General features: G+C 58.6%; 22 protein-coding genes and 1 tRNA gene. All 23 read left to right on the plus strand.

Features of this window, described 5'->3' with window-relative positions; translation table 11 throughout:
• The first annotated feature begins 64 nt into the window (after positions 1 to 64).
• The 23 genes from aspS to AB7M23_RS12265 all read left to right on the plus strand — a co-directional run bounded on the left by aspS (position 65) and on the right by AB7M23_RS12265 (position 21,899).
• Positions 65 to 1,840, plus strand: coding sequence for an aspartate--tRNA ligase (aspS, locus tag AB7M23_RS12155; protein WP_065761594.1), 1,776 nt, complete (start codon positions 65 to 67; stop codon positions 1,838 to 1,840).
• 103 nt (positions 1,841 to 1,943) lie between these two features.
• Complete coding sequence (locus tag AB7M23_RS12160; RefSeq protein ID WP_065761586.1) at positions 1,944 to 2,690, plus strand: YebC/PmpR family DNA-binding transcriptional regulator; 747 nt, start codon at positions 1,944 to 1,946, stop codon at positions 2,688 to 2,690.
• A 116-nt stretch (positions 2,691 to 2,806) separates the two neighbouring features.
• Positions 2,807 to 3,331, plus strand: a complete 525-nt coding sequence (gene ruvC / locus AB7M23_RS12165) for a crossover junction endodeoxyribonuclease RuvC (RefSeq protein ID WP_065761585.1) — start codon at positions 2,807 to 2,809, stop codon at positions 3,329 to 3,331.
• Between the two features lie 106 nt (positions 3,332 to 3,437).
• On the plus strand, positions 3,438 to 4,046 hold the full coding sequence (gene ruvA / locus AB7M23_RS12170) for a Holliday junction branch migration protein RuvA (RefSeq protein WP_099773800.1): 609 nt from the start codon (positions 3,438 to 3,440) through the stop codon (positions 4,044 to 4,046).
• Positions 4,047 to 5,102: a Holliday junction branch migration DNA helicase RuvB gene (gene ruvB, locus AB7M23_RS12175; protein WP_065761583.1), complete on the plus strand. Its 1,056-nt coding sequence runs from the start codon at positions 4,047 to 4,049 to the stop codon at positions 5,100 to 5,102.
• A 125-nt stretch (positions 5,103 to 5,227) separates the two neighbouring features.
• Entirely contained in the window at positions 5,228 to 5,683 is a 456-nt protein-coding gene (gene ybgC, locus AB7M23_RS12180; protein ID WP_454240921.1) for a tol-pal system-associated acyl-CoA thioesterase, read from the plus strand.
• A gap of 2 nt (positions 5,684 to 5,685) precedes the next feature.
• Positions 5,686 to 6,381: a protein TolQ gene (gene tolQ, locus AB7M23_RS12185; RefSeq protein ID WP_065761581.1), complete on the plus strand. Its 696-nt coding sequence runs from the start codon at positions 5,686 to 5,688 to the stop codon at positions 6,379 to 6,381.
• Positions 6,382 to 6,395: 14 nt separating this feature from the next.
• Complete coding sequence (gene tolR / locus AB7M23_RS12190; protein WP_065761580.1) at positions 6,396 to 6,848, plus strand: protein TolR; 453 nt, start codon at positions 6,396 to 6,398, stop codon at positions 6,846 to 6,848.
• Positions 6,848 to 7,933 (plus strand): cell envelope integrity protein TolA, encoded by a 1,086-nt coding sequence (tolA, locus tag AB7M23_RS12195; RefSeq protein WP_102053492.1) that lies wholly within the window; start codon positions 6,848 to 6,850, stop codon positions 7,931 to 7,933. Before tolR ends, tolA begins: the two co-directional genes overlap by 1 nt.
• Before the next feature lie 47 nt (positions 7,934 to 7,980).
• Entirely contained in the window at positions 7,981 to 9,231 is a 1,251-nt protein-coding gene (gene tolB / locus AB7M23_RS12200; protein WP_330522165.1) for a Tol-Pal system beta propeller repeat protein TolB, read from the plus strand.
• A gap of 52 nt (positions 9,232 to 9,283) precedes the next feature.
• Entirely contained in the window at positions 9,284 to 9,781 is a 498-nt protein-coding gene (gene pal / locus AB7M23_RS12205) for a peptidoglycan-associated lipoprotein Pal (protein WP_042121796.1), read from the plus strand.
• A 6-nt stretch (positions 9,782 to 9,787) separates the two neighbouring features.
• Positions 9,788 to 10,603, plus strand: a complete 816-nt coding sequence (gene ybgF, locus AB7M23_RS12210; protein WP_330522106.1) for a tol-pal system protein YbgF — start codon at positions 9,788 to 9,790, stop codon at positions 10,601 to 10,603.
• A 158-nt stretch (positions 10,604 to 10,761) separates the two neighbouring features.
• The gene (gene queE, locus AB7M23_RS12215; RefSeq protein WP_065759640.1) at positions 10,762 to 11,409 is read left to right on the plus strand and encodes a 7-carboxy-7-deazaguanine synthase QueE; all 648 of its coding nucleotides are present in this window, start codon (positions 10,762 to 10,764) and stop codon (positions 11,407 to 11,409) included.
• Between the two features lie 15 nt (positions 11,410 to 11,424).
• Complete coding sequence (queC, locus tag AB7M23_RS12220; RefSeq protein WP_065759639.1) at positions 11,425 to 12,099, plus strand: 7-cyano-7-deazaguanine synthase QueC; 675 nt, start codon at positions 11,425 to 11,427, stop codon at positions 12,097 to 12,099.
• A gap of 60 nt (positions 12,100 to 12,159) precedes the next feature.
• A tRNA-Lys gene (locus AB7M23_RS12225) sits at positions 12,160 to 12,235 on the plus strand.
• 860 nt (positions 12,236 to 13,095) lie between these two features.
• Complete coding sequence (arnB, locus tag AB7M23_RS12230) at positions 13,096 to 14,244, plus strand: UDP-4-amino-4-deoxy-L-arabinose aminotransferase (RefSeq protein WP_454240922.1); 1,149 nt, start codon at positions 13,096 to 13,098, stop codon at positions 14,242 to 14,244.
• Positions 14,241 to 15,260 (plus strand): undecaprenyl-phosphate 4-deoxy-4-formamido-L-arabinose transferase, encoded by a 1,020-nt coding sequence (gene arnC, locus AB7M23_RS12235; protein WP_102053309.1) that lies wholly within the window; start codon positions 14,241 to 14,243, stop codon positions 15,258 to 15,260. The genes arnB and arnC overlap by 4 nt, the downstream gene beginning before the upstream one ends.
• Positions 15,257 to 17,248 carry a bifunctional UDP-4-amino-4-deoxy-L-arabinose formyltransferase/UDP-glucuronic acid oxidase ArnA gene (gene arnA / locus AB7M23_RS12240; protein WP_454240923.1) on the plus strand — a complete coding sequence of 664 codons (1,992 nt, stop codon included), beginning with the start codon at positions 15,257 to 15,259 and terminating at the stop codon, positions 17,246 to 17,248. Before arnC ends, arnA begins: the two co-directional genes overlap by 4 nt.
• Positions 17,248 to 18,132: a 4-deoxy-4-formamido-L-arabinose-phosphoundecaprenol deformylase gene (arnD, locus tag AB7M23_RS12245; protein ID WP_454240924.1), complete on the plus strand. Its 885-nt coding sequence runs from the start codon at positions 17,248 to 17,250 to the stop codon at positions 18,130 to 18,132. The genes arnA and arnD overlap by 1 nt, the downstream gene beginning before the upstream one ends.
• A complete protein-coding gene (arnT, locus tag AB7M23_RS12250) occupies positions 18,129 to 19,778 on the plus strand; it encodes a lipid IV(A) 4-amino-4-deoxy-L-arabinosyltransferase (protein WP_454240925.1) in 1,650 nt (549 codons plus the stop codon). Before arnD ends, arnT begins: the two co-directional genes overlap by 4 nt.
• Entirely contained in the window at positions 19,775 to 20,119 is a 345-nt protein-coding gene (gene arnE / locus AB7M23_RS12255) for a 4-amino-4-deoxy-L-arabinose-phosphoundecaprenol flippase subunit ArnE (protein ID WP_454240926.1), read from the plus strand. The genes arnT and arnE overlap by 4 nt, the downstream gene beginning before the upstream one ends.
• Positions 20,116 to 20,523, plus strand: coding sequence for a 4-amino-4-deoxy-L-arabinose-phosphoundecaprenol flippase subunit ArnF (gene arnF / locus AB7M23_RS12260; protein ID WP_454240927.1), 408 nt, complete (start codon positions 20,116 to 20,118; stop codon positions 20,521 to 20,523). The genes arnE and arnF overlap by 4 nt, the downstream gene beginning before the upstream one ends.
• Positions 20,520 to 21,899 carry a UDP-glucose dehydrogenase family protein gene (locus AB7M23_RS12265; RefSeq protein WP_454240928.1) on the plus strand — a complete coding sequence of 460 codons (1,380 nt, stop codon included), beginning with the start codon at positions 20,520 to 20,522 and terminating at the stop codon, positions 21,897 to 21,899. The genes arnF and AB7M23_RS12265 overlap by 4 nt, the downstream gene beginning before the upstream one ends.
• Positions 21,900 to 21,938 lie beyond the last annotated feature (39 nt).

A 21,938-nucleotide genomic window follows, 5' to 3' on the forward strand; every position in this document is an offset into this window, starting at 1 on the left:
TTAGCCCCTTGCGGCGCCAAGACCTCCACTGAATTTTCGAATGACGAGAAGCGAAACCACCATCATGATGCGCAGCCATTATTGCGGCCAACTGAACGAGAGCCTGGAAGGTCAGGAAATTACCCTTTGCGGCTGGGTCCATCGTCGCCGCGACCACGGCGGGGTGATTTTCCTCGATATCCGTGATCGCGAAGGCATGGCCCAGGTCGTGTTCGACCCGGATCGCGCAGACAGCTTTGCTGCCGCCGATCGCGTGCGCAGCGAGTACGTGGTGCAGATTACCGGCAAGGTACGTCCGCGCCCGGCCGGAGCGGTCAACCCAAACATGGCCTCCGGTGCCATCGAAGTACTGGGTTACGAACTGACCGTGCTGAACGAAGCGGAAACCCCGCCGTTCCCGCTCAACGAGTATTCCGATGTTGGTGAAGAGACGCGCCTGCGTTATCGCTTTATCGACCTGCGTCGTCCGGAAATGGCCGACAAGCTGCGTCTGCGTTCGCGCATCACGTCCAGCATCCGCCGTTTCCTTGATGAAAACGGTTTCCTTGACGTCGAAACGCCAATCCTGACCCGTGCCACCCCTGAGGGTGCGCGCGATTACCTAGTGCCAAGCCGTACGCATGCAGGCAGCTTCTTTGCCCTGCCGCAATCGCCACAACTGTTCAAGCAGCTGCTGATGGTGGCGGGTTTCGACCGCTACTACCAGATCGCCAAGTGCTTCCGTGACGAAGACCTGCGTGCCGACCGTCAGCCGGAATTCACCCAGATCGACATCGAGACCAGCTTCCTCGATGAGTCCGAGATCATGGGCCTGACCGAGAGCATGATCCGCAAGCTGTTCAAGGAAGTGCTGGACCTGGAGTTCGGTGAGTTCCCGCACATGACCTTCGAAGAGGCCATGCGTCGTTACGGTTCGGACAAGCCAGACCTGCGTATTCCCCTGGAGCTGGTCGATGTTGCCGACCAACTCAAGGAAGTCGATTTCAAGGTATTCAGTGGCCCGGCCAACGATCCGAAGAGCCGCGTTGCCGCGCTGCGTGTCCCAGGTGGCGCGAGCATGCCGCGTAGCCGTATCGACGAGTACACCAAGTTCGTCGGTATCTACGGCGCCAAGGGCCTGGCCTACATCAAGGTCAACGAGCGCGCCAAGGGTGTCGAGGGTCTGCAGTCGCCGATCGTCAAGAACATCCCGGAAGCCAACCTGAATGTGATCCTCGATCGCGTCGGTGCGGTCGATGGCGATATCGTCTTCTTCGGTGCGGACAAGGCCAAGGTGGTCAGTGAAGCGCTGGGTGCCCTGCGTATCCGCGTCGGTAACGATTTCAACCTGCACACCTGCGAGTGGGCACCTATGTGGGTTGTCGATTTCCCGATGTTCGAGGAAAACGAAGACGGTAGCTTCAGCGCGCTGCACCACCCGTTCACCGCGCCTAAATGCACCCCTGAGGAGCTTGAGGCGAACCCGGCGACTGCGCTGTCGCGTGCCTACGACATGGTCCTGAACGGTACCGAGCTGGGCGGTGGTTCGATTCGTATCCACCGCAAGGAAATGCAACAGGCGGTCTTCCGTCTGCTGGGTATCGAGGCGGCGGAACAGGAAGAGAAGTTTGGCTTCCTGCTTGATGCCCTGAAGTTCGGTGCACCGCCACACGGCGGCCTGGCCTTCGGCCTGGACCGTCTGGTGATGCTGATGACCGGCGCCCAGTCGATTCGTGAAGTGATCGCCTTCCCGAAAACGCAGAGTGCGGCCTGCGTCATGACCCAGGCGCCTGGCGTGGTCGATGCCAAGGCCCTGCGCGAACTGCACATCCGACTGCGCGAACAGCAGAAGGCTGAGTAAGGCGAAAACAGGGCGCATCTTCGGATGCGCCCTTGCGTTTCGGTAGTAACAAAGCTGCTGGGCATGCCCGGTAAGTGTTTCAAGCAGAATTCGGAGTTGCGTTATGGCAGGTCATTCCAAGTGGGCGAACATCAAGCACCGCAAAGAGCGCCAGGATGCCAAGAGAGGCAAGATTTTCACCAAGTGGATTCGTGAGCTGACGGTTGCTGCCAAACAAGGCGGTGGCGATCCGGGGTCCAACCCGCGTTTGCGTCTGGCACTGGACAAGGCGCTCGGTGCCAACATGAGCCGTGACATCATCGACCGCGCCATTGCGCGGGGTGCCGGTGCCACTGAGGCCGACAACGTTGAAGAGCTCAGTTACGAAGGCTACGGCCCGGGTGGCGTGGCGATCATGGTCGAGGCCATGACCGATAACCGTAACCGTACGGCTGCAGCAGTGCGTCATGCCTTCAGCAAGTGTGGCGGCAACTTGGGCACTGATGGTTCTGTGGCCTACCTGTTTGAGCGCAAAGGGCAGATATCCTTCGCTGCCGGTGTCGATGAAGACGCGCTGATGGAGGCGGCCATGGAGGCCGACGCCGATGATGTGGTCGACAACGGCGATGGTTCCTTCGATGTCTTTACCTCCTTCGCCAGCTTCTATGCGGTGCGCAGTGCGCTTGAAGCGGCGGGCTTCAAGGCCGCAGATGCGGAAATCGTGATGCAGCCGACCACCAGTGCCGAGCTGGATCTGGATGGCGCGCAGAAGGTGTTGAAGCTGATTGATATGCTGGAAGACCTGGATGACGTGCAGAACGTCTATTCCAATGCGGAAATTCCTGACGAGATCATGGAACAGCTCGCCTGAGTCTTTTGTTACGAGCTTTGTTCGAAGCCGGACCGCAGCCATTGCCTTGCACTGGCTGCGGTCCGGCTTCTGTCTTTTGACCGGCGCATCAAGGCGTCATTGTGCATGCGGGCGTTATGACTCTGATTCTTGGTATCGACCCAGGTTCGCGGATTACCGGCTACGGTGTGGTGAGGCATACCGGGCGTGGCTGTGAGTATGTCGCCTCGGGTTGCATTCGCACTGGCAATGGAGAGCTGCATGAGCGCTTGCACATCGTTTATCGCGGCGTTCGCGAGATTATCCAGGCGCATGGGCCGGTAACGATGGGTATTGAGCGCGTATTCATGGCACGCAATGCGGACTCGGCGCTAAAGCTTGGCCAGGCGCGTGGCGCGGCCATTGTTGCCGCCGCCGAGGAGGGGCTGGAGATTGCCGAGTACACGGCGACTCAGGTCAAGCAGGCGGTTGCCGGAACGGGCGGGGCGAACAAGGAACAGGTGCAGATGATGGTCATGCACCTGCTCAAACTGACCCAAAAGCCACAGATCGATGCCTCCGACGCCTTGGCAATTGCACTGTGCCATGCGCACACTCGATCCAGTCTGGTGCCGCATGGGTTGGGTAGCGCCCGCAGCCGCAGCGGGCGTCTGAGGCTCTGAACGCCATATGGGTTCAGGTAGATTTTGCCGGTGCGGTGCCCCGTGCTGCTGTCTGTGCTGTTAAGGTGAGCAGCGTGTTGCTGTCACCCTTGGAAAGGATCGAAACGTGATTGGACGTTTGCGCGGGACGTTGGCTGAAAAGCAGCCTCCGCACTTGATTATTGACGTCAACGGCCTTGGCTATGAGCTGGAAGTGCCGATGACGACCTTGTATCGCCTGCCCAAGGTGGGTGAGGCGGTGACATTGCACACCCATCTGGTGGTGCGAGAGGACGCTCATCTGCTCTATGGGTTCCATGAGAAGCGTGAGCGCGAGTTGTTTCGCGAACTTATCCGGCTCAATGGTGTGGGGCCCAAGTTGGCGCTGGCACTGATGTCAGGGCTGGACGTCGATGAACTGGTACGCTGTGTTCAGGCGCAGGATGCTTCAGCGCTGGTCAAGGTTCCGGGGGTTGGCAAGAAGACGGCTGAGCGATTGCTGGTTGAGCTCAAGGACCGCTTCAAGGCCTGGGAAACCGCGCCGAGCCTGTTCGCCTTGGTGCCCAATGGCCCGCTGCCGGTTGCGCCAGTCTCCAGTGCCGAGTCGGATGCTGTCAGCGCGCTGATTTCCTTGGGTTACAAGCCGCAGGAGGCCAGTCGGGCGGTGGCCGCTGTGGACGCCAAGGGACTGAGCAGTGAAGAACTGATCCGCCGCAGCCTGAAGGGAATGATCTAAGTGATCGAAGCAGACCGTTTGATTGCAGCCACCGGGCGTGATCGAGAAGAAGTTCAGGATCGGGCTATCCGTCCATTGCGCCTGGCCGAGTACATCGGTCAGCCGGTTGTGCGCGAGCAAATGAGCCTGTTCATTCAAGCTGCTCGTGGGCGCAATGAGTCGCTGGACCATACCCTGATATTCGGCCCGCCAGGGCTGGGTAAAACCACATTGGCCAATATCATTGCCCAGGAAATGGGGGTTTCGATCAAAAGCACCTCGGGCCCGATTCTGGAGCGCCCCGGCGACCTCGCGGCGCTGCTGACCAACCTTGAGCCGCATGATGTGCTGTTTATCGATGAGATTCATCGGTTGTCGCCGATCGTGGAGGAGGTGCTGTATCCGGCAATGGAAGACTTCCAGCTGGATATCATGATCGGTGAGGGGCCGGCTGCTCGCTCGATCAAGCTCGATCTGCCGCCGTTTACGCTGGTTGGCGCCACCACGCGTGCGGGGATGTTGACCAACCCGTTACGTGATCGTTTCGGTATTGTGCAGCGTCTGGAGTTTTACAGTACGGAGGACCTGGCGACGATCGTCAGCCGCTCCGGTGGCATTCTGGGTTTGCCGATCGAGGACGAGGGCGCATTCGAAATCGCTCGGCGCGCGCGTGGTACTCCGCGGATTGCCAACAGGCTGTTGCGTCGGGTGCGTGACTATGCCGAAGTACGTGGCAAGGGGCATATCACCAAGCCTGTCGCGGATATGGCCTTGAACCTGCTGGATGTCGACGAACGTGGCTTTGATCATCAAGACCGCCGTCTACTGCTGACCATGATCGAAAAGTTTGATGGTGGGCCAGTCGGTGTCGACAGCCTTGCCGCGGCGATCAGTGAAGAGCGGCATACTATCGAGGATGTGCTGGAGCCATATCTGATTCAGCAGGGCTATATCATGCGGACGCCGCGTGGGCGGGTGGTGACCCGGCATGCTTACTTGCACTTTGGCCTCAACATTCCGGCTCGTGCGGGTGAGGCGGGTCGTGACGACGGTTTCGCCGCTCCGGCTGACGAGTGACAGATTTATCTCGCGTTTTCGTGGTCCTATTGCCAGGCATGGAAGGGTTGAGCTGGCAATACGACATATTCGATGAAAAACAGTTGCCGGCGCGGATTGGCAAGTTCAGGAGTAAGCACTAGAGTATGCGCGCGCAAAATGGGGTTGAGCCATTCGCACATCGCTGTCGCGTCTATTACGAGGACACCGATGCGGGTGGCGTGGTGTATTACGTCAACTATCTGAAGTTCATGGAGCGCGCCCGCACTGAGCGGTTGCGTGACCTGGGGTTTGCCCAGTCGGAGTTGGCGACACAGAACATGTTGTTTGTCGTGCATTCCAGCGAGGCGCGTTATCACGCGCCAGCGCGTCTGGACGATGAATTGCGGGTGACGGCGCAGGTGCTCGAGCTGAATCGAGCCAGCTTGCGCTTCGTGCAGCAAGTCTGGCGCGAAAACGATAATACGCTGCTCTGCGAAGGGCAGTTTCTGGTGGCCTGTGTGTGCGCCGATACGTTCAAACCCAGGGCCATTCCCTCCGAGCTGCGAGCGGCATTTGTCGAAGCGGGCGGCCCGGGTACACATTCAAATGCAGGAGATTAAGCGTGGAAGCTAACGTCGTCGACCATACCTCCATGTGGAGCCTGGTCAGCAATGCCAGCATCGTTGTACAGCTGGTCATGCTGGCTTTGGTGGCCGCATCGGTAACCTCATGGATCATGATTTTTCAACGCAGCACCATGCTGCGTGCCGGTCGCCGTGCGCTGGAAAACTTCGAGGAGCGCTTCTGGTCAGGTATCGACCTGTCCAAGCTGTACCGCCAGGCTGGTAGCAACCCGGATCCGGACTCCGGCGTAGAGCAGGTTTTCCGTGCCGGCTTCAAGGAATTCTCGCGTCTGCGTCAGCAGCCGGGTGTCGATCCTGATGCGGTCATGGAAGGTGTGGGTCGTGCCATGCGTGTCGCCATCTCCCGTGAAGAGGAAAAGCTCGAGCAAAGCCTGCCGTTCCTTGCAACCGTGGGTTCCACCAGCCCTTACGTTGGCCTGTTCGGTACGGTCTGGGGGATCATGAACTCCTTCCGCGGTCTGGCTTCCGCTCAGCAAGCCACACTGGCAACTGTTGCGCCAGGTATCGCCGAAGCACTGATCGCAACCGCGATCGGCCTGTTTGCTGCGATCCCGGCGGTTATCGCCTACAACCGTTTCGCTGCGCGCAGCGAAGTGTTGATCGGTCGTTACTACACATTTGCCGACGAGTTCCAGGCCATCCTGCACCGTAAAGTGCATACCAGCGAAGAGTGATCAGGTAAAAACCAATGGCCCGAGTTCGTCATAAACGCAAGCCGGTCGCCGAGATGAACGTGGTGCCATACATCGACGTGATGTTGGTACTGCTGGTCATCTTCATGGTCACCGCACCGATGCTCAACCAGGGCGTGAAGGTCGATCTGCCCAAGGTTTCCAGTGAAGCCTTGCCGCAGGACAACAATGTCCAGGTCCTGACCATATCGATCAAGGCTGACAAGACCTATTACTGGAACCTTGGCAGTGAAGTCGACACCGACAAGCAGATGGACAAGGCAATGACCTTGCCGCAAATGACCGACGCGGTGACCAAGATCATCGCTGCCGGACGTGACCAGGGGAAACAGACCCAGGTCTTCATCCGTGGTGACAAGTCCGTCGATTACGGCGCGGTCATGGGCGCCATGGGCGGGTTGCAGAAAGCGGGTGTCGGTAACGTTGGCCTGATTACCGAGGCGCCCTGATGCAACAGCGAGAGCCATCCGCCTCGGAAAGCTATTTCTGGCCCAGTGTATGGGCCATCGCGCTGCACGTTCTGGTGTTCGGCATGCTGTTTGTCAGTTTTGCCATGACCCCGGAGCTGCCGCCGGCCAAGCCTATCGTCCAGGCAACCCTGTACCAGCTCAAGTCCAAGAGTCAGGCGACCACCCAGACCAATCAGAAGATTGCCGGGGAAGCGAAGAAAACCGCTTCGCGCCAGACCGAAGTCGAACAGATGGAGCAGAAAAAGGTCGAGCAGCAAAAGCAGGAAGCGGTGAAGGCTGCGGAACAAAAGAAAGAAGAAGCTGCTCAGAAGGCTGAAGCGGCCCGTGAAGCGGCTGAGGCGAAGAAAGCCGAGGAAGCTGCTAAGGCGGCCGAGTCGAAGAAAGCCGATGAGGCCAAGAAGGCCGCTGAGGCGAAGAAAGCCGAAGAAAAGCAGTTGGCTGATGTCGCCAAGAAAAAAGCCGAAGAAGAAGCCAAGAAAAAGGCTGAAGAAGAGGCGAAGAAACAGGCGGCTGAAGAAGCCAAGAAAAAAGCGGCTGAGGATGCCAAGAAAAAGGCAGCCGAAGACGCCAAGAAAGCCGCTGCCGCCGAAGAGGCGAAGAAAAAGGCAGCTGAAGAGGCCAAAAAGAAAGCCGCAGCTGATGCGGCCAAGAAGAAAGCAGTGGAAGCAGCTCGCAAGGCGGCAGAAGACAAGAAGGCTCAGGCGTTGGCCGAGCTGTTGTCCGATACCACCGAGCGGCAGCAGGCGCTGGCCGATGAGCAGGGTGACCAGGTAGCCGGTAGCTTCGATGACCTGATCCGTGCCCGTGCGGCCGAGGGATGGGCGCGTCCGCCTTCTGCTCGCAAGAACATGACGGTGGTCCTGCAGATCGGCATGTTGCCGGACGGTACCATTACCTCTGTGAGTGTTTCTCGTTCCAGTGGTGATGCACCTTTCGACAACTCGGCTGTGGCGGCGGTCAAGAACATTGGTCGCTTAACCGAAATGCAGGGCTTGAAACCGAGCGAATTCAATCCCTATCGTTCATTCAAGATGACATTCACACCTGAGGATCTAGCCTTGTGATTAACCTTCTTAGAGGACTGCTGGTCGTTCTCTGCTGTGCGGCGGGAATGGCTGTTGCAGAGGAAAAGAACATCATGGTCACCAGTGGCAGCGACCGTGCCACGCCAATCGCCGTCGTACCGTTCGGTCTGCAGGGCGGCAGTGTGCTGCCCGAGGACATGGCCGACATCATTGGCAACGACCTGCGCAACTCCGGCTACTACTCGCCGATTCCACGTCAGAACATGATCAGCCTGCCGACCCAGGCCGGTGAAGTGATCTACCGTGACTGGAAAGCGCTGGGTGCCCAGTACATCATGGTCGGCAGCATCGTGCCGTCCGGTGGTCGTCTGCAGGTACAGTACGCGCTGTTCAACGTCGCCACCGAGCAGCAAGTGCTGACCGGCAGCGTTTCGGGCAGCGTCGACCAGTTGCGTGACATGTCGCACTACATCGCCGATCAGTCGTTCGAGAAACTCACCGGTATCAAGGGTGCCTTCTCGACGCGCATGCTCTACGTGACGGCCGAACGCTTCTCGACCAACAACACCCGCTACACCCTGCAGCGTTCGGACTACGACGGTGCCCGCGCGGTGACCCTGTTGCAATCGCGTGAGCCGATTCTGTCGCCGCGTTTCGCGCCAGATGGCAAGCGCATTGCCTATGTGTCGTTCGAACAGAAGCGTCCGCGCATCTTCGTTCAGCACATCGACACTGGTCGTCGTGAGCAGATCACCAACTTCGAAGGCCTCAACGGTGCGCCAGCCTGGTCGCCCGATGGCTCTCGCCTGGCCTTCGTGCTGTCCCGTGACGGCAACCCGGAGATCTATGTGATGAACCTGGGTTCGCGTCAGCTGACCCGCGTGACCAACAGCCCGGCCATCGATACCGAACCTTTCTTCGGTAAAGACGGTTCGACCCTGTACTTCACCTCCGATCGTGGCGGCAAGCCACAGATCTATAAAACCTCTATCGGCAGCGGTGGCGCCGAGCGTGTGACATTCATCGGTAACTACAACGCCAACCCTAAGTTGTCGGCTGATGAAAAGACATTGGTGATGATTCATCGTCAAGATGGTTTCACCAATTTCAAGGTGGCGGCTCAGGATTTGCAGCGCGGTAGCGTAAAAATCCTCTCAGAGACCAGTCTTGATGAGTCTCCTACTGTTGCGCCTAACGGCACCATGCTAATCTACGCCACCCGCCAGCAGGGCCGGGGAGTCTTGATGCTCGTGTCGCTAAATGGCCGCGTGAGGCTCCCGCTTCCTACCGCTCAAGGCGAAGTTAGAGAACCGTCCTGGTCCCCTTACCTGAACTGACGCGGCGCTTTACGTTGTACTTAACACATTGGGGTTCATTAGGAGTTTCACGATGGAAATGTTGAAGTTTGGTAAGTTTGCTGCGCTGGCTCTGGCCATGGCCGTAGCTGTAGGTTGCTCCTCGAAAGGCGGCGACAACGCTGGCGAAGGCGCTGTCGATCCAAACGCTGGCTACGGTGCCAACACTGGTGCTGTTGACGGCAGCCTGAGCGAAGAAGCTGCTCTGCGCGCAATCACCACCTTCTACTTCGAATACGACAGCTCGGACCTGAAGCCAGAAGCCATGCGCGCTCTGGACGTTCACGCCAAAGACCTGAAAGGCAACGGCGCTCGCGTCGTTCTGGAAGGCAACACCGACGAGCGTGGTACTCGCGAATACAACATGGCTCTGGGCGAGCGTCGTGCGAAAGCCGTTCAGCGCTACCTGGTACTGCAAGGCGTTTCCCCAGCCCAACTGGAACTGGTTTCCTACGGCGAAGAGCGTCCAGTTGCTACCGGCAACGACGAGCAGTCCTGGGCTCAAAACCGTCGCGTCGAACTGCGTAAGTAATTCGATATGCGTACGTGCCGTCGTGCTGTAACCGTCCTGGCTCTCTCCCTGCCTTTGCTGGCCTGGGGTGAGGTTCCTGTTGTTGATGACAACGCTGGCTATAACGGCGCAAGCAGTTATCCGCCCGCGGGTTATGGTACGAACGGCGCCTATGCCGGGGGAGGGGTTTCGGCCCCTGCCTCGGCACAGGGTCAGCTCTTCATGCAACTGCAGCAGATGCAGGAGCAGATAGAGCGTCAGCAGAACAGTATCGAGATTCTGCAAAACGAAGTAGCGCGTTTGAAACAGGAAGGCCTGGAGCGTTATCAGGACCTGGATCGACGTATTGGAAGCGGTGCTGCACCTGCCGCGACTCCTGAGAATTCTGCTGCCGGTGGCGCCAGCGCCGCCGTCGACAATAGCGCAGCGCCGGCTTCTCAGCCTGCTGCCAGCTCCGAGCCGGGTGATCCGGCGAAGGAGAAGCTGTACTACGACGCTGCCTTCGACCTGATCAAGGCCAAGGACTTCGACAAGGCCAGCCAGGCATTCAATGCCTTCCTGCGCAAATACCCGAATAGTCAGTATGCCGGCAATGCCCAGTACTGGTTGGGTGAAGTCAACCTGGCCAAGGGCGACCTGCAAGGTGCAGGTCAGGCCTTTGCAAAGGTCAGCCAGCTGTATCCGAAGCACAACAAGGTGCCGGATTCACTGTATAAACTGGCCGACGTAGAGCGTCGACTGGGGCATACCGATCGCGTCAAGGGCATTCTGCAGCAAGTGGTCAATCAATACCCTGGTACCTCGGCCGCACAACTGGCCCAGCGTGACCTGCAGAAGCTCTAAGTCAACGGCTTAAAAGAAAACCCGCGCTTGTCGCGGGTTTTTTCGTTAGAATTTGCGCCCTTTATTTGAATACGCTGCTGCGAACTACGCGATGACGGGTTCGTAGCGGTGCCTGACGGAGGCGGACAGCCTGTTTAGCTGTTACGCCCGTGGCGACTATGCAAGACACACTACGTATTACCGAAGTTTTTTACTCGTTGCAGGGTGAAACGCGTACCGCTGGCCTGCCCACGGTGTTTGTTCGTCTCACTGGCTGCCCTTTGCGCTGCCAGTACTGTGACAGTGCCTATGCCTTCAGTGGCGGCACGTTGCGTACCCTGGACTCCATTCTCGAGCAGGTTGCCGGCTTTCGTCCGCGCTATGTCTGCGTTACCGGCGGTGAGCCATTAGCGCAACCGAATGCCATCCCGTTGCTACAAAAACTCTGCGATGCCGGCTACGAGGTCTCCCTGGAGACCAGTGGTGCACTGGACATTTCAGCCGTCGACCCGCGTGTTAGTCGCGTCCTTGACCTGAAAACCCCTGGCTCCATGGAAGTGGCGCGCAACCGCTACGAGAACATCGAACTGCTGACGGCCAACGATCAGGTCAAGTTCGTGATCTGTTCGCGCGAAGACTACGACTGGGCCGTTTCCAAGCTCATTCAGTACGGTCTTGATCAGCGGGCGGGGGAGGTGCTGTTTTCGCCAAGCCATCATCAGGTGCGGGCGACTGATCTGGCCGACTGGATCGTGGCTGACAATCTGCCGGTACGTCTCCAGTTGCAGTTGCACAAACTGCTCTGGAATGACGAGCCCGGACGCTGACAGGGGAGTAATGCAATGACTGAGAAACGTGCGGTAATTCTATTGTCCGGCGGCCTTGATTCTGCCACGGTGGTCGCGATGGCCAAGGCAGAAGGCTACAGCTGTTACACCATGAGTTTCGACTACGGTCAGCGCCATCGCGCCGAGCTTGATGCGGCGGCACGGGTTGCCCGTGATCTGGGAGTGGTCGAGCACAAGGTGATCGGCCTGAACCTCAACGGTATTGGGGGCTCGGCCCTGACCGACAGCAGCATCGACGTACCTGAGGCGCCGAGTGAAGGTATCCCGGTGACCTATGTGCCGGCGCGCAATACCGTATTCTTGTCGCTTGCACTGGGCTGGGCCGAGGTGCTGGAGGCGCGGGATATCTTCATTGGCGTCAACGCGGTGGATTACTCCGGCTATCCGGATTGCCGGCCCGAGTTTATTGAGGCGTTCGAGCGCATGGCCAACCTGGCGACCAAGGCCGGTGTTGAAGGTCAGGGCTTTAGAATTCAAGCGCCGCTGCAGAACTTGAGCAAGGCGCAGATCGTCCAGGCCGGTATTGCCCGGGGTGTCGACTACAGCCTTACCGTTTCTTGCTATCAAGCCGATGAGCAGGGGCGTGCCTGTGGAAAATGTGACAGCTGCCGCCTGCGCGCCGAAGGCTTCAAGGCTGCCGGTGTAGCAGACCCAACGCATTATTTTTGATTTTTTTTACATGAGGTGTTGATTTCTCGTTAGAAATCAGTATTATACGCCTCATCCAACGGGTCGTTAGCTCAGTTGGTAGAGCAGTTGGCTTTTAACCAATTGGTCGTAGGTTCGAATCCTACACGACCCACCACATACAGTCTGATATGTGAAATTTTGAAAGCTGCATAAATTTGCAAGCGATCTAATAAATTTCATAACTGTGAAATCCAATTATCTGGTTTCACTGTTCAGGCACGAAAAGCCCGCTTCCTGAAAAGGAGCGGGCTTTTTCGTTTCCGGATCTCAGTAGCCTTTTGCATATGCAGGAGCGATCTGCCTGCCAGAGCGCCACGGTTTCTCGTCGCGTATTTACCTTCCCCCTCCGATGTTGATGTTATCGCTGGCGCCCAGCTCGCCTTGAGGCGTTCATCTGGCAACGTTCTTCTGCACATGACGGGCGTTGAGAGGCATCGGGAGTGCACGGTGGCCTGAGCAAGTTCACCCAGGAAAAATCCCTTTCAGTTTTGCCTAGGTCGTCCGGTGTAACTCACCAGGCCTATGAGATTTTTTAAGATTTGTTTAATCAAAGTGGCTCTGCAGATCAGTCTTCAATTGAAGTTTGATTGAATGCGGCGCGAGTAAACAAGGCCGTGTGCGTGAAGGGCTTTCAGCGTACATGCAGGATCTATTTGAGCGTTCCTGTGCCGCAGTTCCAACATGAATACTTGCTTTGAGCTGGAACCCTGACGTTTCCAACACTGGCTTTTCATCTCTCTTTCATATTTTCGTGCTTACGCTTCACTCGGCTTGCATTGAGTCGCTGAACTATTCCCACCCGTCGGTCCCGTCTACTAACGTCAATGAATGAGTTTTTCTATTGCCGCTGGCTAAGCGGTTGATAGGGTTTTCATTTCTTGAACTACGCTGTCATGGATGATGCATCGCTGGTGCAGTTGTCGTGTTGATTCGAGGGGGGTGACGGCTGCTGTTGTTTACTGACCCGAGGTACACATGAATCAGGCTTTTCTCCCGTTCTCGCGTCCCAGCATTGGCGACGAAGAGGTTGCTGCTGTAGAGCAAGTACTGCGCTCTGGCTGGATTACTACCGGACCGAAAAACCAGGAGTTGGAGCAGCAGTTCGCCGCCTATGTGGGTTGCAAGCATGCCGTAGCGCTGTCTTCGGCTACCGGCGGTATGCACATCGCGCTACTGGCACTGGGTATTGGCCCAGGAGATGAAGTGATCACACCCTCCCAGACGTGGGTTTCCACCGCCAACATGATCTGCCTGCTAGGGGCCACGCCGGTATTCGTTGATGTCGACCGCGACACCCTGATGACCGACGCTGTGGCGATTGAAGCCGCCATCACCCCGCGCACCAAAGCAATCATCCCGGTACATTATGCCGGCGCCGCGTTTGACCTTGATCCGCTGTATGCCCTGGCCGACAAGCACGGCATTGCCGTTATCGAAGACGCCGCCCACTCCGCCGGCACCCGTTATCGTGGGCGAGCCATCGGAGCCCAGGGCACGGCGATCTTCTCGTTCCACGCGATCAAGAACATGACCTGTGCTGAAGGTGCGATGTTCGTCACCGACGACCAGAAACTGGCGGACCGGGTACGCATGCTCAAGTTCCATGGCTTGGGTGTCGATGCCTACGACCGCCTGACTGGTGGCCGCAAGCCTCAGGCCCAGGTGGTCGAGCCTGGTTTCAAGTACAACCTGGCCGACATCAATGCCGCCATTGCCCTGGTGCAACTGCAGCGCCTGGACGCAATCAATGCCAAACGCACTGAATTGGCCCAGGCCTACCTGCAACGCCTGGAAGGCCTGCCGGTGCAGCCGCTGAGCATGCCGACCTACCCGCAACAGCACGCCTGGCACCTGTTTATCCTGCGTATCGATCCCGAGCGCTGCGGCATGGACCGCGAGGCATTCATGAAAGCCTTGCAGGAGCAGAACATCGGCACGGGCATTCATTTTATTGCCACGCACCTGCATACCTATTACCGCCAACGCTTCCCGGGCGTCCACTTGCCAAATACCGAGTGGAACTCGGCGCGCCTGTGTTCGATACCGCTGTTCCCTGACATGACCCCCGATGACGTCGAGCGCGTTGTCGGTGCCATTGAAACTAGCCTGGCCCTAGTCCATTGAAGCCCTATCCAATTAATTGCGTGTCGGTCGTCATACCGGTCTACAACGAAGAAGAAAGCCTGCCTGAACTACTGCGTCGTACCGAAGCGGCCTGCAAGCAGCTCAAGCAGGCGTATGAAATCGTCTTGGTGGACGACGGGAGTCGTGACAGTTCTGCCGAGCAACTTGAAGACGCGGCACAGCGCGAGGGCAGCCAAATCGTTGCGGTCATCCTTAACCGCAACTATGGCCAGCACGCGGCGATCATGGCCGGCTTCGAGCAATGCAGGGGCGACCTGGTGATTACGCTCGATGCCGACCTGCAGAACCCGCCGGAAGAAATTCCGCGGCTGGTAGAACAGGCTGAACTGGGCTACGACGTGGTCGCCACCGTGCGCAACAATCGCCAGGACTCCGCCCTGCGTCGCTACCCGTCGAAGCTGATCAACCTGGCCGTGAAGCGTTCCACCGGCGTGGCGATGAGCGACTACGGCTGCATGTTGCGGGCGTATCGCCGCACGGTGGTCGACGCGATGCTGGCTTGCCGCGAGCGCAGTACCTTCATCCCGATTCTGGCCAATAGCTTCGCACGCCATACCACCGAGATCCTGGTACAGCACGCCGAGCGCGAGCACGGTGACTCGAAATACAGCCCGATGCGCCTGATCAACCTGATGTTTGACTTGATCACCTGCATGACCACTACCCCGTTGCGCCTGCTGAGCATCATCGGCTTTGGCATGGCGGTACTGGGCATGTTGTTCGCCGTGCTGCTGATCATCCTGCGTCTGGCCTTTGGTGCGCAGTGGGCCGGCGGCGGGACCTTTGTGTTGTTTGCGGTGCTGTTCGTGTTCACCGGTGGCCAGTTCATCGGTATGGGCCTGCTAGGCGAGTACCTGGGGCGTATGTACGGCGATGTCAGGGCCCGTCCACGGTTTTTCATCGAAAAAGTCTTACGTAACCAACCCGCATCGCCTGCTCCTGTCGCAACTGTCGATGGACTGACTTCCACTCCTACTGACCAGGTTTCGTCATGAGTTCAAATGCCGTTGTCTTCGCTTATCACGATATTGGCTGTGCAGGCATCGAAGCACTGCTTGATGCGGGTATTGAGATTGCTGCCGTGTTTACTCACGCCGACGATCCGAAGGAAAACATCTTCTACGGCTCGGTCGCTCAACTCTGCGCCCGTAAAGGCATTGCGGTGCATGCACCGGAAGACGTCAATCACCCGCTGTGGATCGAGCGTATCGCCAAGCTCAACCCCGACTATCTGTTCTCGTTCTACTACCGCAACCTGCTGGCTGAACCGCTGCTGGCCGTGGCCCGTAAAGGTGCGTTCAACCTGCACGGTTCGCTGCTGCCGACTTACCGGGGGCGTGCTCCGGCCAACTGGGTGCTGGTCAACGGTGAGAAAGAAACCGGTGTGACCCTGCACCGCATGGTCAAGCGTGCCGATGCCGGTGCCATCGTCGCCCAGCAACGCGTGGCCATCGAGCGTTCCGATACTGCGCTTACCCTGCACGGCAAGCTGCGCGAGGCCGCTTCCAGTCTGCTGCGCGACACACTACCGCAACTTATACAGGGCAAGATCAACGAGACCGCCCAGGACGAGTCCAAGGCTACCGTCTTTGGTCGTCGCACTGCCGCCGATGGCAAGTTGCTATGGGACAAACCGGCGGAAACGCTGTTCAACCTGGTTCGTGCCGTGACCCAGCCCTACCCGGGTGCCTTCTGTGCAGTGGGTGAGCACAAGCTGATCGTCTGGAGCGCAGAGGTAGTCAAGGGCAATGAGGGCCAGGCCCCGGGCCGTGTGATCAGTGTCGATCCGCTGCGCATTGCCTGTGGCGAAGACTCGCTGGTGATCACCTCGGGCCAGCGCAACGATAACGGTCTGTTTCTCAGCGGCGCGCAACTGGCTGCCGAACTGGGCTTGGTCGACGGCTCGGTGCTGCGTGGTGCCGAATCGGGCCGCGCACCACGTCGTACCCGTGTGCTGATCCTGGGGGTCAACGGCTTCATCGGCAATCACCTGTCCGAACGCCTGCTGCGCGACGGCAAGTATGACGTCTATGGCCTGGACATCGGCTCCGACGCCATTGAGCGTCTGCGCAGCCACCCGAACTTCCACTACGTCGAGGGCGATATCAGCATCCACTCCGAGTGGATCGAGTACCACGTCAAGAAATGCGATGTGGTCTTGCCGCTGGTGGCCATTGCCACGCCAATCGAATACACCCGTAACCCGCTTCGCGTGTTCGAGTTGGACTTCGAAGAGAACCTGAAACTGGTTCGCTACTGCGTCAAGTACAACAAGCGTGTGATCTTCCCGTCGACCTCCGAAGTCTATGGTATGTGCCAGGATCGGAACTTCGACGAAGACACCTCCAACCTGGTCGTCGGCCCGATCAACAAGCAACGCTGGATCTACTCGATTTCCAAGCAACTGCTGGACCGCGTGATCTGGGCCTATGGCGCCAAGGGCCTGAATTTCACCCTGTTCCGTCCGTTCAACTGGATCGGGCCGCGGCTGGACCGCCTGGGCTCGGCACGTATCGGCAGTTCGCGAGCCATTACCCAACTGATTCTCAACCTGGTGGAAGGCACGCCGATCCGCCTGTTTGATGGGGGTGAACAGAAGCGCTGCTTCACCGACATCACCGACGGTGTCGAAGCCTTGGCACGCATCGTCGACAACGAAAACGACGTCTGCAACGGCCAGATCATCAACATCGGCAACCCGGACAACGAAGTCAGCATCCGTCAGTTGGGCGAAGAACTGCTGCGTCAGTTCGAAGCTCATCCGTTGCGCGCCAACTTCCCTCCGTTCGCCGGTTTCCGCGATGTAGAGAGCAAGGCCTTCTATGGTGCCGGCTACCAGGACGTGGTGCACCGCAAGCCAAGCATCCAGAACGCCAAGCGCCTGCTGAACTGGGAACCAACCGTTGAAATGAGCGAGACGATCGGCAACACGCTGGACTTCTTCCTGCGCGAAGCCATGCTCGAAATTGCGGATAAGCGCTGATGCAGGCAGGTCTTCGAGTCGATGTAGACACGTATCGAGGCACCCGTGAGGGGGTGCCTCGGCTGTTGGAAATACTCGATGAGGAGCAGGTCAAGGCAACGTTTTTTTTCAGCGTTGGCCCGGACAATATGGGGCGCCATGTGTGGCGCCTGATCCGCCCTCAATTTCTCTGGAAAATGCTCCGTTCCAACGCTCCAGGCTTGTACGGGTGGGACATTTTGCTGGCCGGTACCGCTTGGCCGGGCAAGCCTATTGGCCGTGACCTGGGGCACTTGATGCGTCAGGCCGCAGCGGCTGGCCACGAAGTCGGCTTGCACGCGTGGGATCACTATGGCTGGCAGGCCAATGCCGGACGCTGGAGCGATGCCCAATTGACCGAGCAGATTCGCCGCGGCGTAGACACCCTCAGCGATATTCTCGGCCAGCCCGTCAACTGTTCGGCGTCTGCTGGATGGCGGGCGGACGAGCGCGTCATTGAGGTCAAGGAGCGCTTCGGCTTTCGTTACAACAGCGACTGCCGTGGGCAAAGCCTGTTTCGGCCACGGCTGACAGATGGCAAACCCGGCACGCCGCAAATTCCGGTCGACTTGCCAACCTACGATGAGGTGGTAGGGCCGGTCGTCTCTGCCGAGGCTTTCAACGCCTTCATTCTTGGTCGGTTCAGCCCCTCGGCGCTGAACGTCTACACCATCCATGCTGAAGTCGAAGGTATTCTGATGGCTGACCATTTCCGTCAACTGCTGATTGCTGCACGCTCGCATGAGATCCGGTTCCAGCCCCTGGGTAACCTGCTGCCCGTCGACCCGAGCAGCCTGCCTCAGGGCGGTGTGCTGCGCGGAACCCTTGAGGGGCGTGAAGGTTGGCTGGGGGTGCAAGGGGCATGAGCAAACGTTGGGCCCTGCCCCTATTGTTGATTGCATTCGTCTTGGCCTACCTGGTGCCGCTGGGCACCCATGGCCTATGGATCCCGGATGAAACCCGTTACGCCCAGATCAGTCAGGAAATGCTCCTGAGCGGTAACTGGGTGTCGCCGCATTTCTTGGGGCTGCGCTATTTCGAGAAGCCGATTGCCGGCTACTGGATGATAGCCATCGGCCAGGTGGTGTTCGGTGACAACCTTTTCGGTGTGCGTATTGCCTCAGCCCTCACCACAGGCCTGAGCGTTGTCCTGACTTACATCATTGCCCGCCGATTGTGGAACGACCCGCGCAAGAGCGTTGCCAGTGCTCTGCTCTACATGAGCTTTGTGGTGGTGGCGGGGCAAGGTGGCTATGCCAACCTCGATCCGCAATTCACCTTCTGGGTCAACCTGAGCCTGGTGGCCCTGTGGTTTGCCCTCGACACGCCATCCCGTGGTTCACGCTTGATTGGCTGGGCCGTGCTAGGGCTGGCCTGCGGCATGGGCTTCATGACGAAGGGGTTTCTTGCCTGGTTGCTGCCGGTGCTGATCGCGCTGCCCTACATGATCTGGCAGAAGCGCTGGCGCGAGCTGTTGGTCTACGGGCCGATAGCCATCGCCATGGCGATTGTTGTCAGTTTGCCGTGGGCGCTGGCAGTGCATGGTCAAGAGCCGGACTATTGGCGGTTCTTCTTCTGGAATGAGCACATTCGTCGTTTCTCTGCCGATGACGCCCAGCATGCCTCGCCGTGGTGGTTCTATCTACCGTTGCTGGTGGCCTTCAGCTTGCCATGGGTGGCGTTCCTGCCAGCCTCGCTCCAGCAAGCCTGGAGCACCCGGCGTCAGGCAGGCACCGGTTTCCTGTTGCTATGGTTGGTCCTGCCGTTGGCTTTCTTCAGCCTGAGCAAGGGCAAGCTGCCGACCTATATCTTGCCGTGCCTGTTGCCACTGGCACTGTTGATGGCCAACACGCTGGTGGACCGTCTGAAACAGGGGCAAAGCCGCCTGTTCAAGGTCAATGGCGTGCTGAATCTGGCCATCGGCCTGCTGACGTTGTTGGCGATTGTCTACCTGCAGCTGAAAAAGCCGGTGTACGTCGATGAGATGAACAACCTGGTCCTGGTGTTCATTGTGATTCTGGCCTGGGTCCTGGCCAACCTGATGCAAATCGTCCGACCTTTGAGCACCTGGGCTGCGCCGGCCATTGGCAGCCTTTTGCTGGTGGCTATCTTGCCGGCCGCGTTACCGCACTCAGTGGTCTACAGTAAGACGCCAGACCAGTTCGTCCTGGAACACCTCGAAGAGTTGAGCCAGACCAAGCATCTGTTGAGCAACGACCTGGGGGCGGCTTCGGCCCTGGCTTGGCGTCTACAACGCCCGAACGTTGCGTTGTACAACACCATCGGCGAAGTGAAGTATGGCCTGCAGTACCCGGATGCTGCCACACGTCGGGTCGACGTCGACCAAGTACAACAGTGGATGAGCGAGGCTCGCAAGATCGGCCCGGTGGGTGTGGTGATGCGGGTCAAGGGTGAGGATGAAGTGCGTGAAGCCGAATTGCTGCCTAAAGAGGGCAAGCGTTACGAGCGCGGCAGCATCATCATTTTGATAATCCCGCAGAGTGCGCCATGACCTGGGCCTTGCTGTTGGGGGCATGCCTGCTGACCTGCATGGGCCAGATCGCCCAGAAATATGCCGTGGAAAGCTGGCGCGGCGTCGAGTCGGGCCTGGGCGAGAAACTGCTCTCGCCCTGGTTATGGCTGGCGCTGGCCTGCCTGGGTGCTGGCTTGCTGGTGTGGCTGCTGGTGTTGCAGCGTCTGGAAGTCGGTATCGCTTATCCGATGCTCAGTCTCAACTTTGTACTGATTACCTTGGCCGCCCGTTTCGTGTTTCACGAGACTATCGATCGTCGTCATGGGATCGGTATGGTACTGGTGATTGCCGGCGTCGTGTTGCTGGGGCAGCACGCATGAGTCAGGGGCGTGGAATCGCTTTTGCCATGGGCAGCGTGTTGCTGGTCAGTGGCGCCCAGTTGGGCATGCGTTGGGGCATGAGTCACCTGCCGCAACCGGATCAATGGTTGATGGCGTTGGGCAACGACACGGTGGATGGGCTGGCACTGGGCGTGGTCATGTTGTCGATCTTCGCCTACGCGCTGTCGATGCTCTGCTGGCTGGCGGCCCTGCGGGACTTGCCTTTGGTCCGAGCCTATTCGCTGTTGAGCATCAGCTACGCGCTGGTGTACCTGCTGGCAGCCAGCTTGCCGTTGTTCAACGAACAGTTCAGTTTGTTCAAAACCCTGGGTGTGGCATTCGTCGTGCTGGGGGTCATTACCATTAACTCGTCACGTGTAACTCGTCCTCGAGACTCCGTATGAAAATCAGCGTAATTGGTAGTGGTTATGTAGGCCTGGTTCAAGCAACTGTCCTGGCTGAAGTGGGTCACGATGTTGTGTGCATGGACGTCGATAAACACAAGATCAAAATGCTGCAAAAGGGCCATGTCACGATCTTCGAGCCCGGTCTTGAGAGCATGGTGCGGGACAACCTGGACAGCGGTCGCCTGCAGTTCACCAGTGATCAGAAAATGGCTATCCAGCATGGTCAGGTGCTGTTCATTGCTGTCGGGACGCCGTCGGATGAAGACGGTTCGGCTGACCTCAAGTACGTATTGTCGGTGGGCGATGCAGTGGCCCGCTACCGGGTCGAGCCATTGATCCTGGTGGAGAAGTCCACCGTGCCGGTTGGCACCGGCGACACCTTGCGCGCCCACATCGAAGAGGCCTTGGGCAAGGCCGGACGCAGCCTTGAGTTCGACATTGTTTCCAACCCCGAATTCCTCAAGGAGGGCTCGGCCGTCAGCGACTGCCGTCGTCCAGACCGCATTGTGATTGGTTGCGACCGTGAAGAAGTGCGCGAGGTCATGCGTGAACTTTATGCACCATTCAACCGCAACCACGACCGCACCATCTTCATGGACCTGCGCAGCGCCGAACTGACCAAGTACGCCGCCAACTGCATGCTGGCCACCAAGATCAGTTTCATCAACCAGATCGCCGAGCTGGCCGAACATCTGGGCGCCGACATTGAAGCCGTACGTATGGGCATTGGTGCCGATCCGCGCATTGGTTACCACTTCATCTACCCAGGCTGTGGCTATGGCGGTTCGTGCTTCCCCAAGGACATGCGCGCGCTGATCCACAGTGCTCAGTTGGCCAACTGCTCCAGTGACCTGTTGCAAGCGGTCGAGGCCATCAACCAGCGGCAGAAGCACAAGCTGTTCGAGCGTATCAATGCGTTCTACAAGGGCGACCTGCACGGCAAGACCTTTGCCCTGTGGGGGCTGGCCTTCAAACCTAACACCGATGACATGCGCTATGCACCAAGCCGGGTGCTGATGGAAGCCCTGTGGGCGGCCGGTGCACAGGTGCGGGCCTTCGACCCTGAAGCCATGCAGGAAACCCAGCGCCTTTATCCGGACCAGCCTAACCTGTCGCTGATGGGGACCCCGGAGTCAGCCCTGGCCGGTGCCGACGCCCTGATCGTGTGCACCGAATGGCAACAGTTCAAGGCTCCTGACTTCAATGCCATCAAATCGCGTCTGAAGGCACCGGTGATTTTTGACGGTCGCAACCTCTACGACATTGAGCGCATGGCACGTGCAGGCTTCACCTACTTCCCGATGGGCCGTGGTGAGTCGCACAATCTGCCGGTTCCTCAGCAGCAGGTTCCGGTTCCAACCACCGTCGCCTAGGAGGCTGGGTATACCCCTCTTCACCGGCAAGGGCTCGTC

It is taken from the genome of Pseudomonas sp. HLS-6 TE3448 (assembly GCF_053629555.1).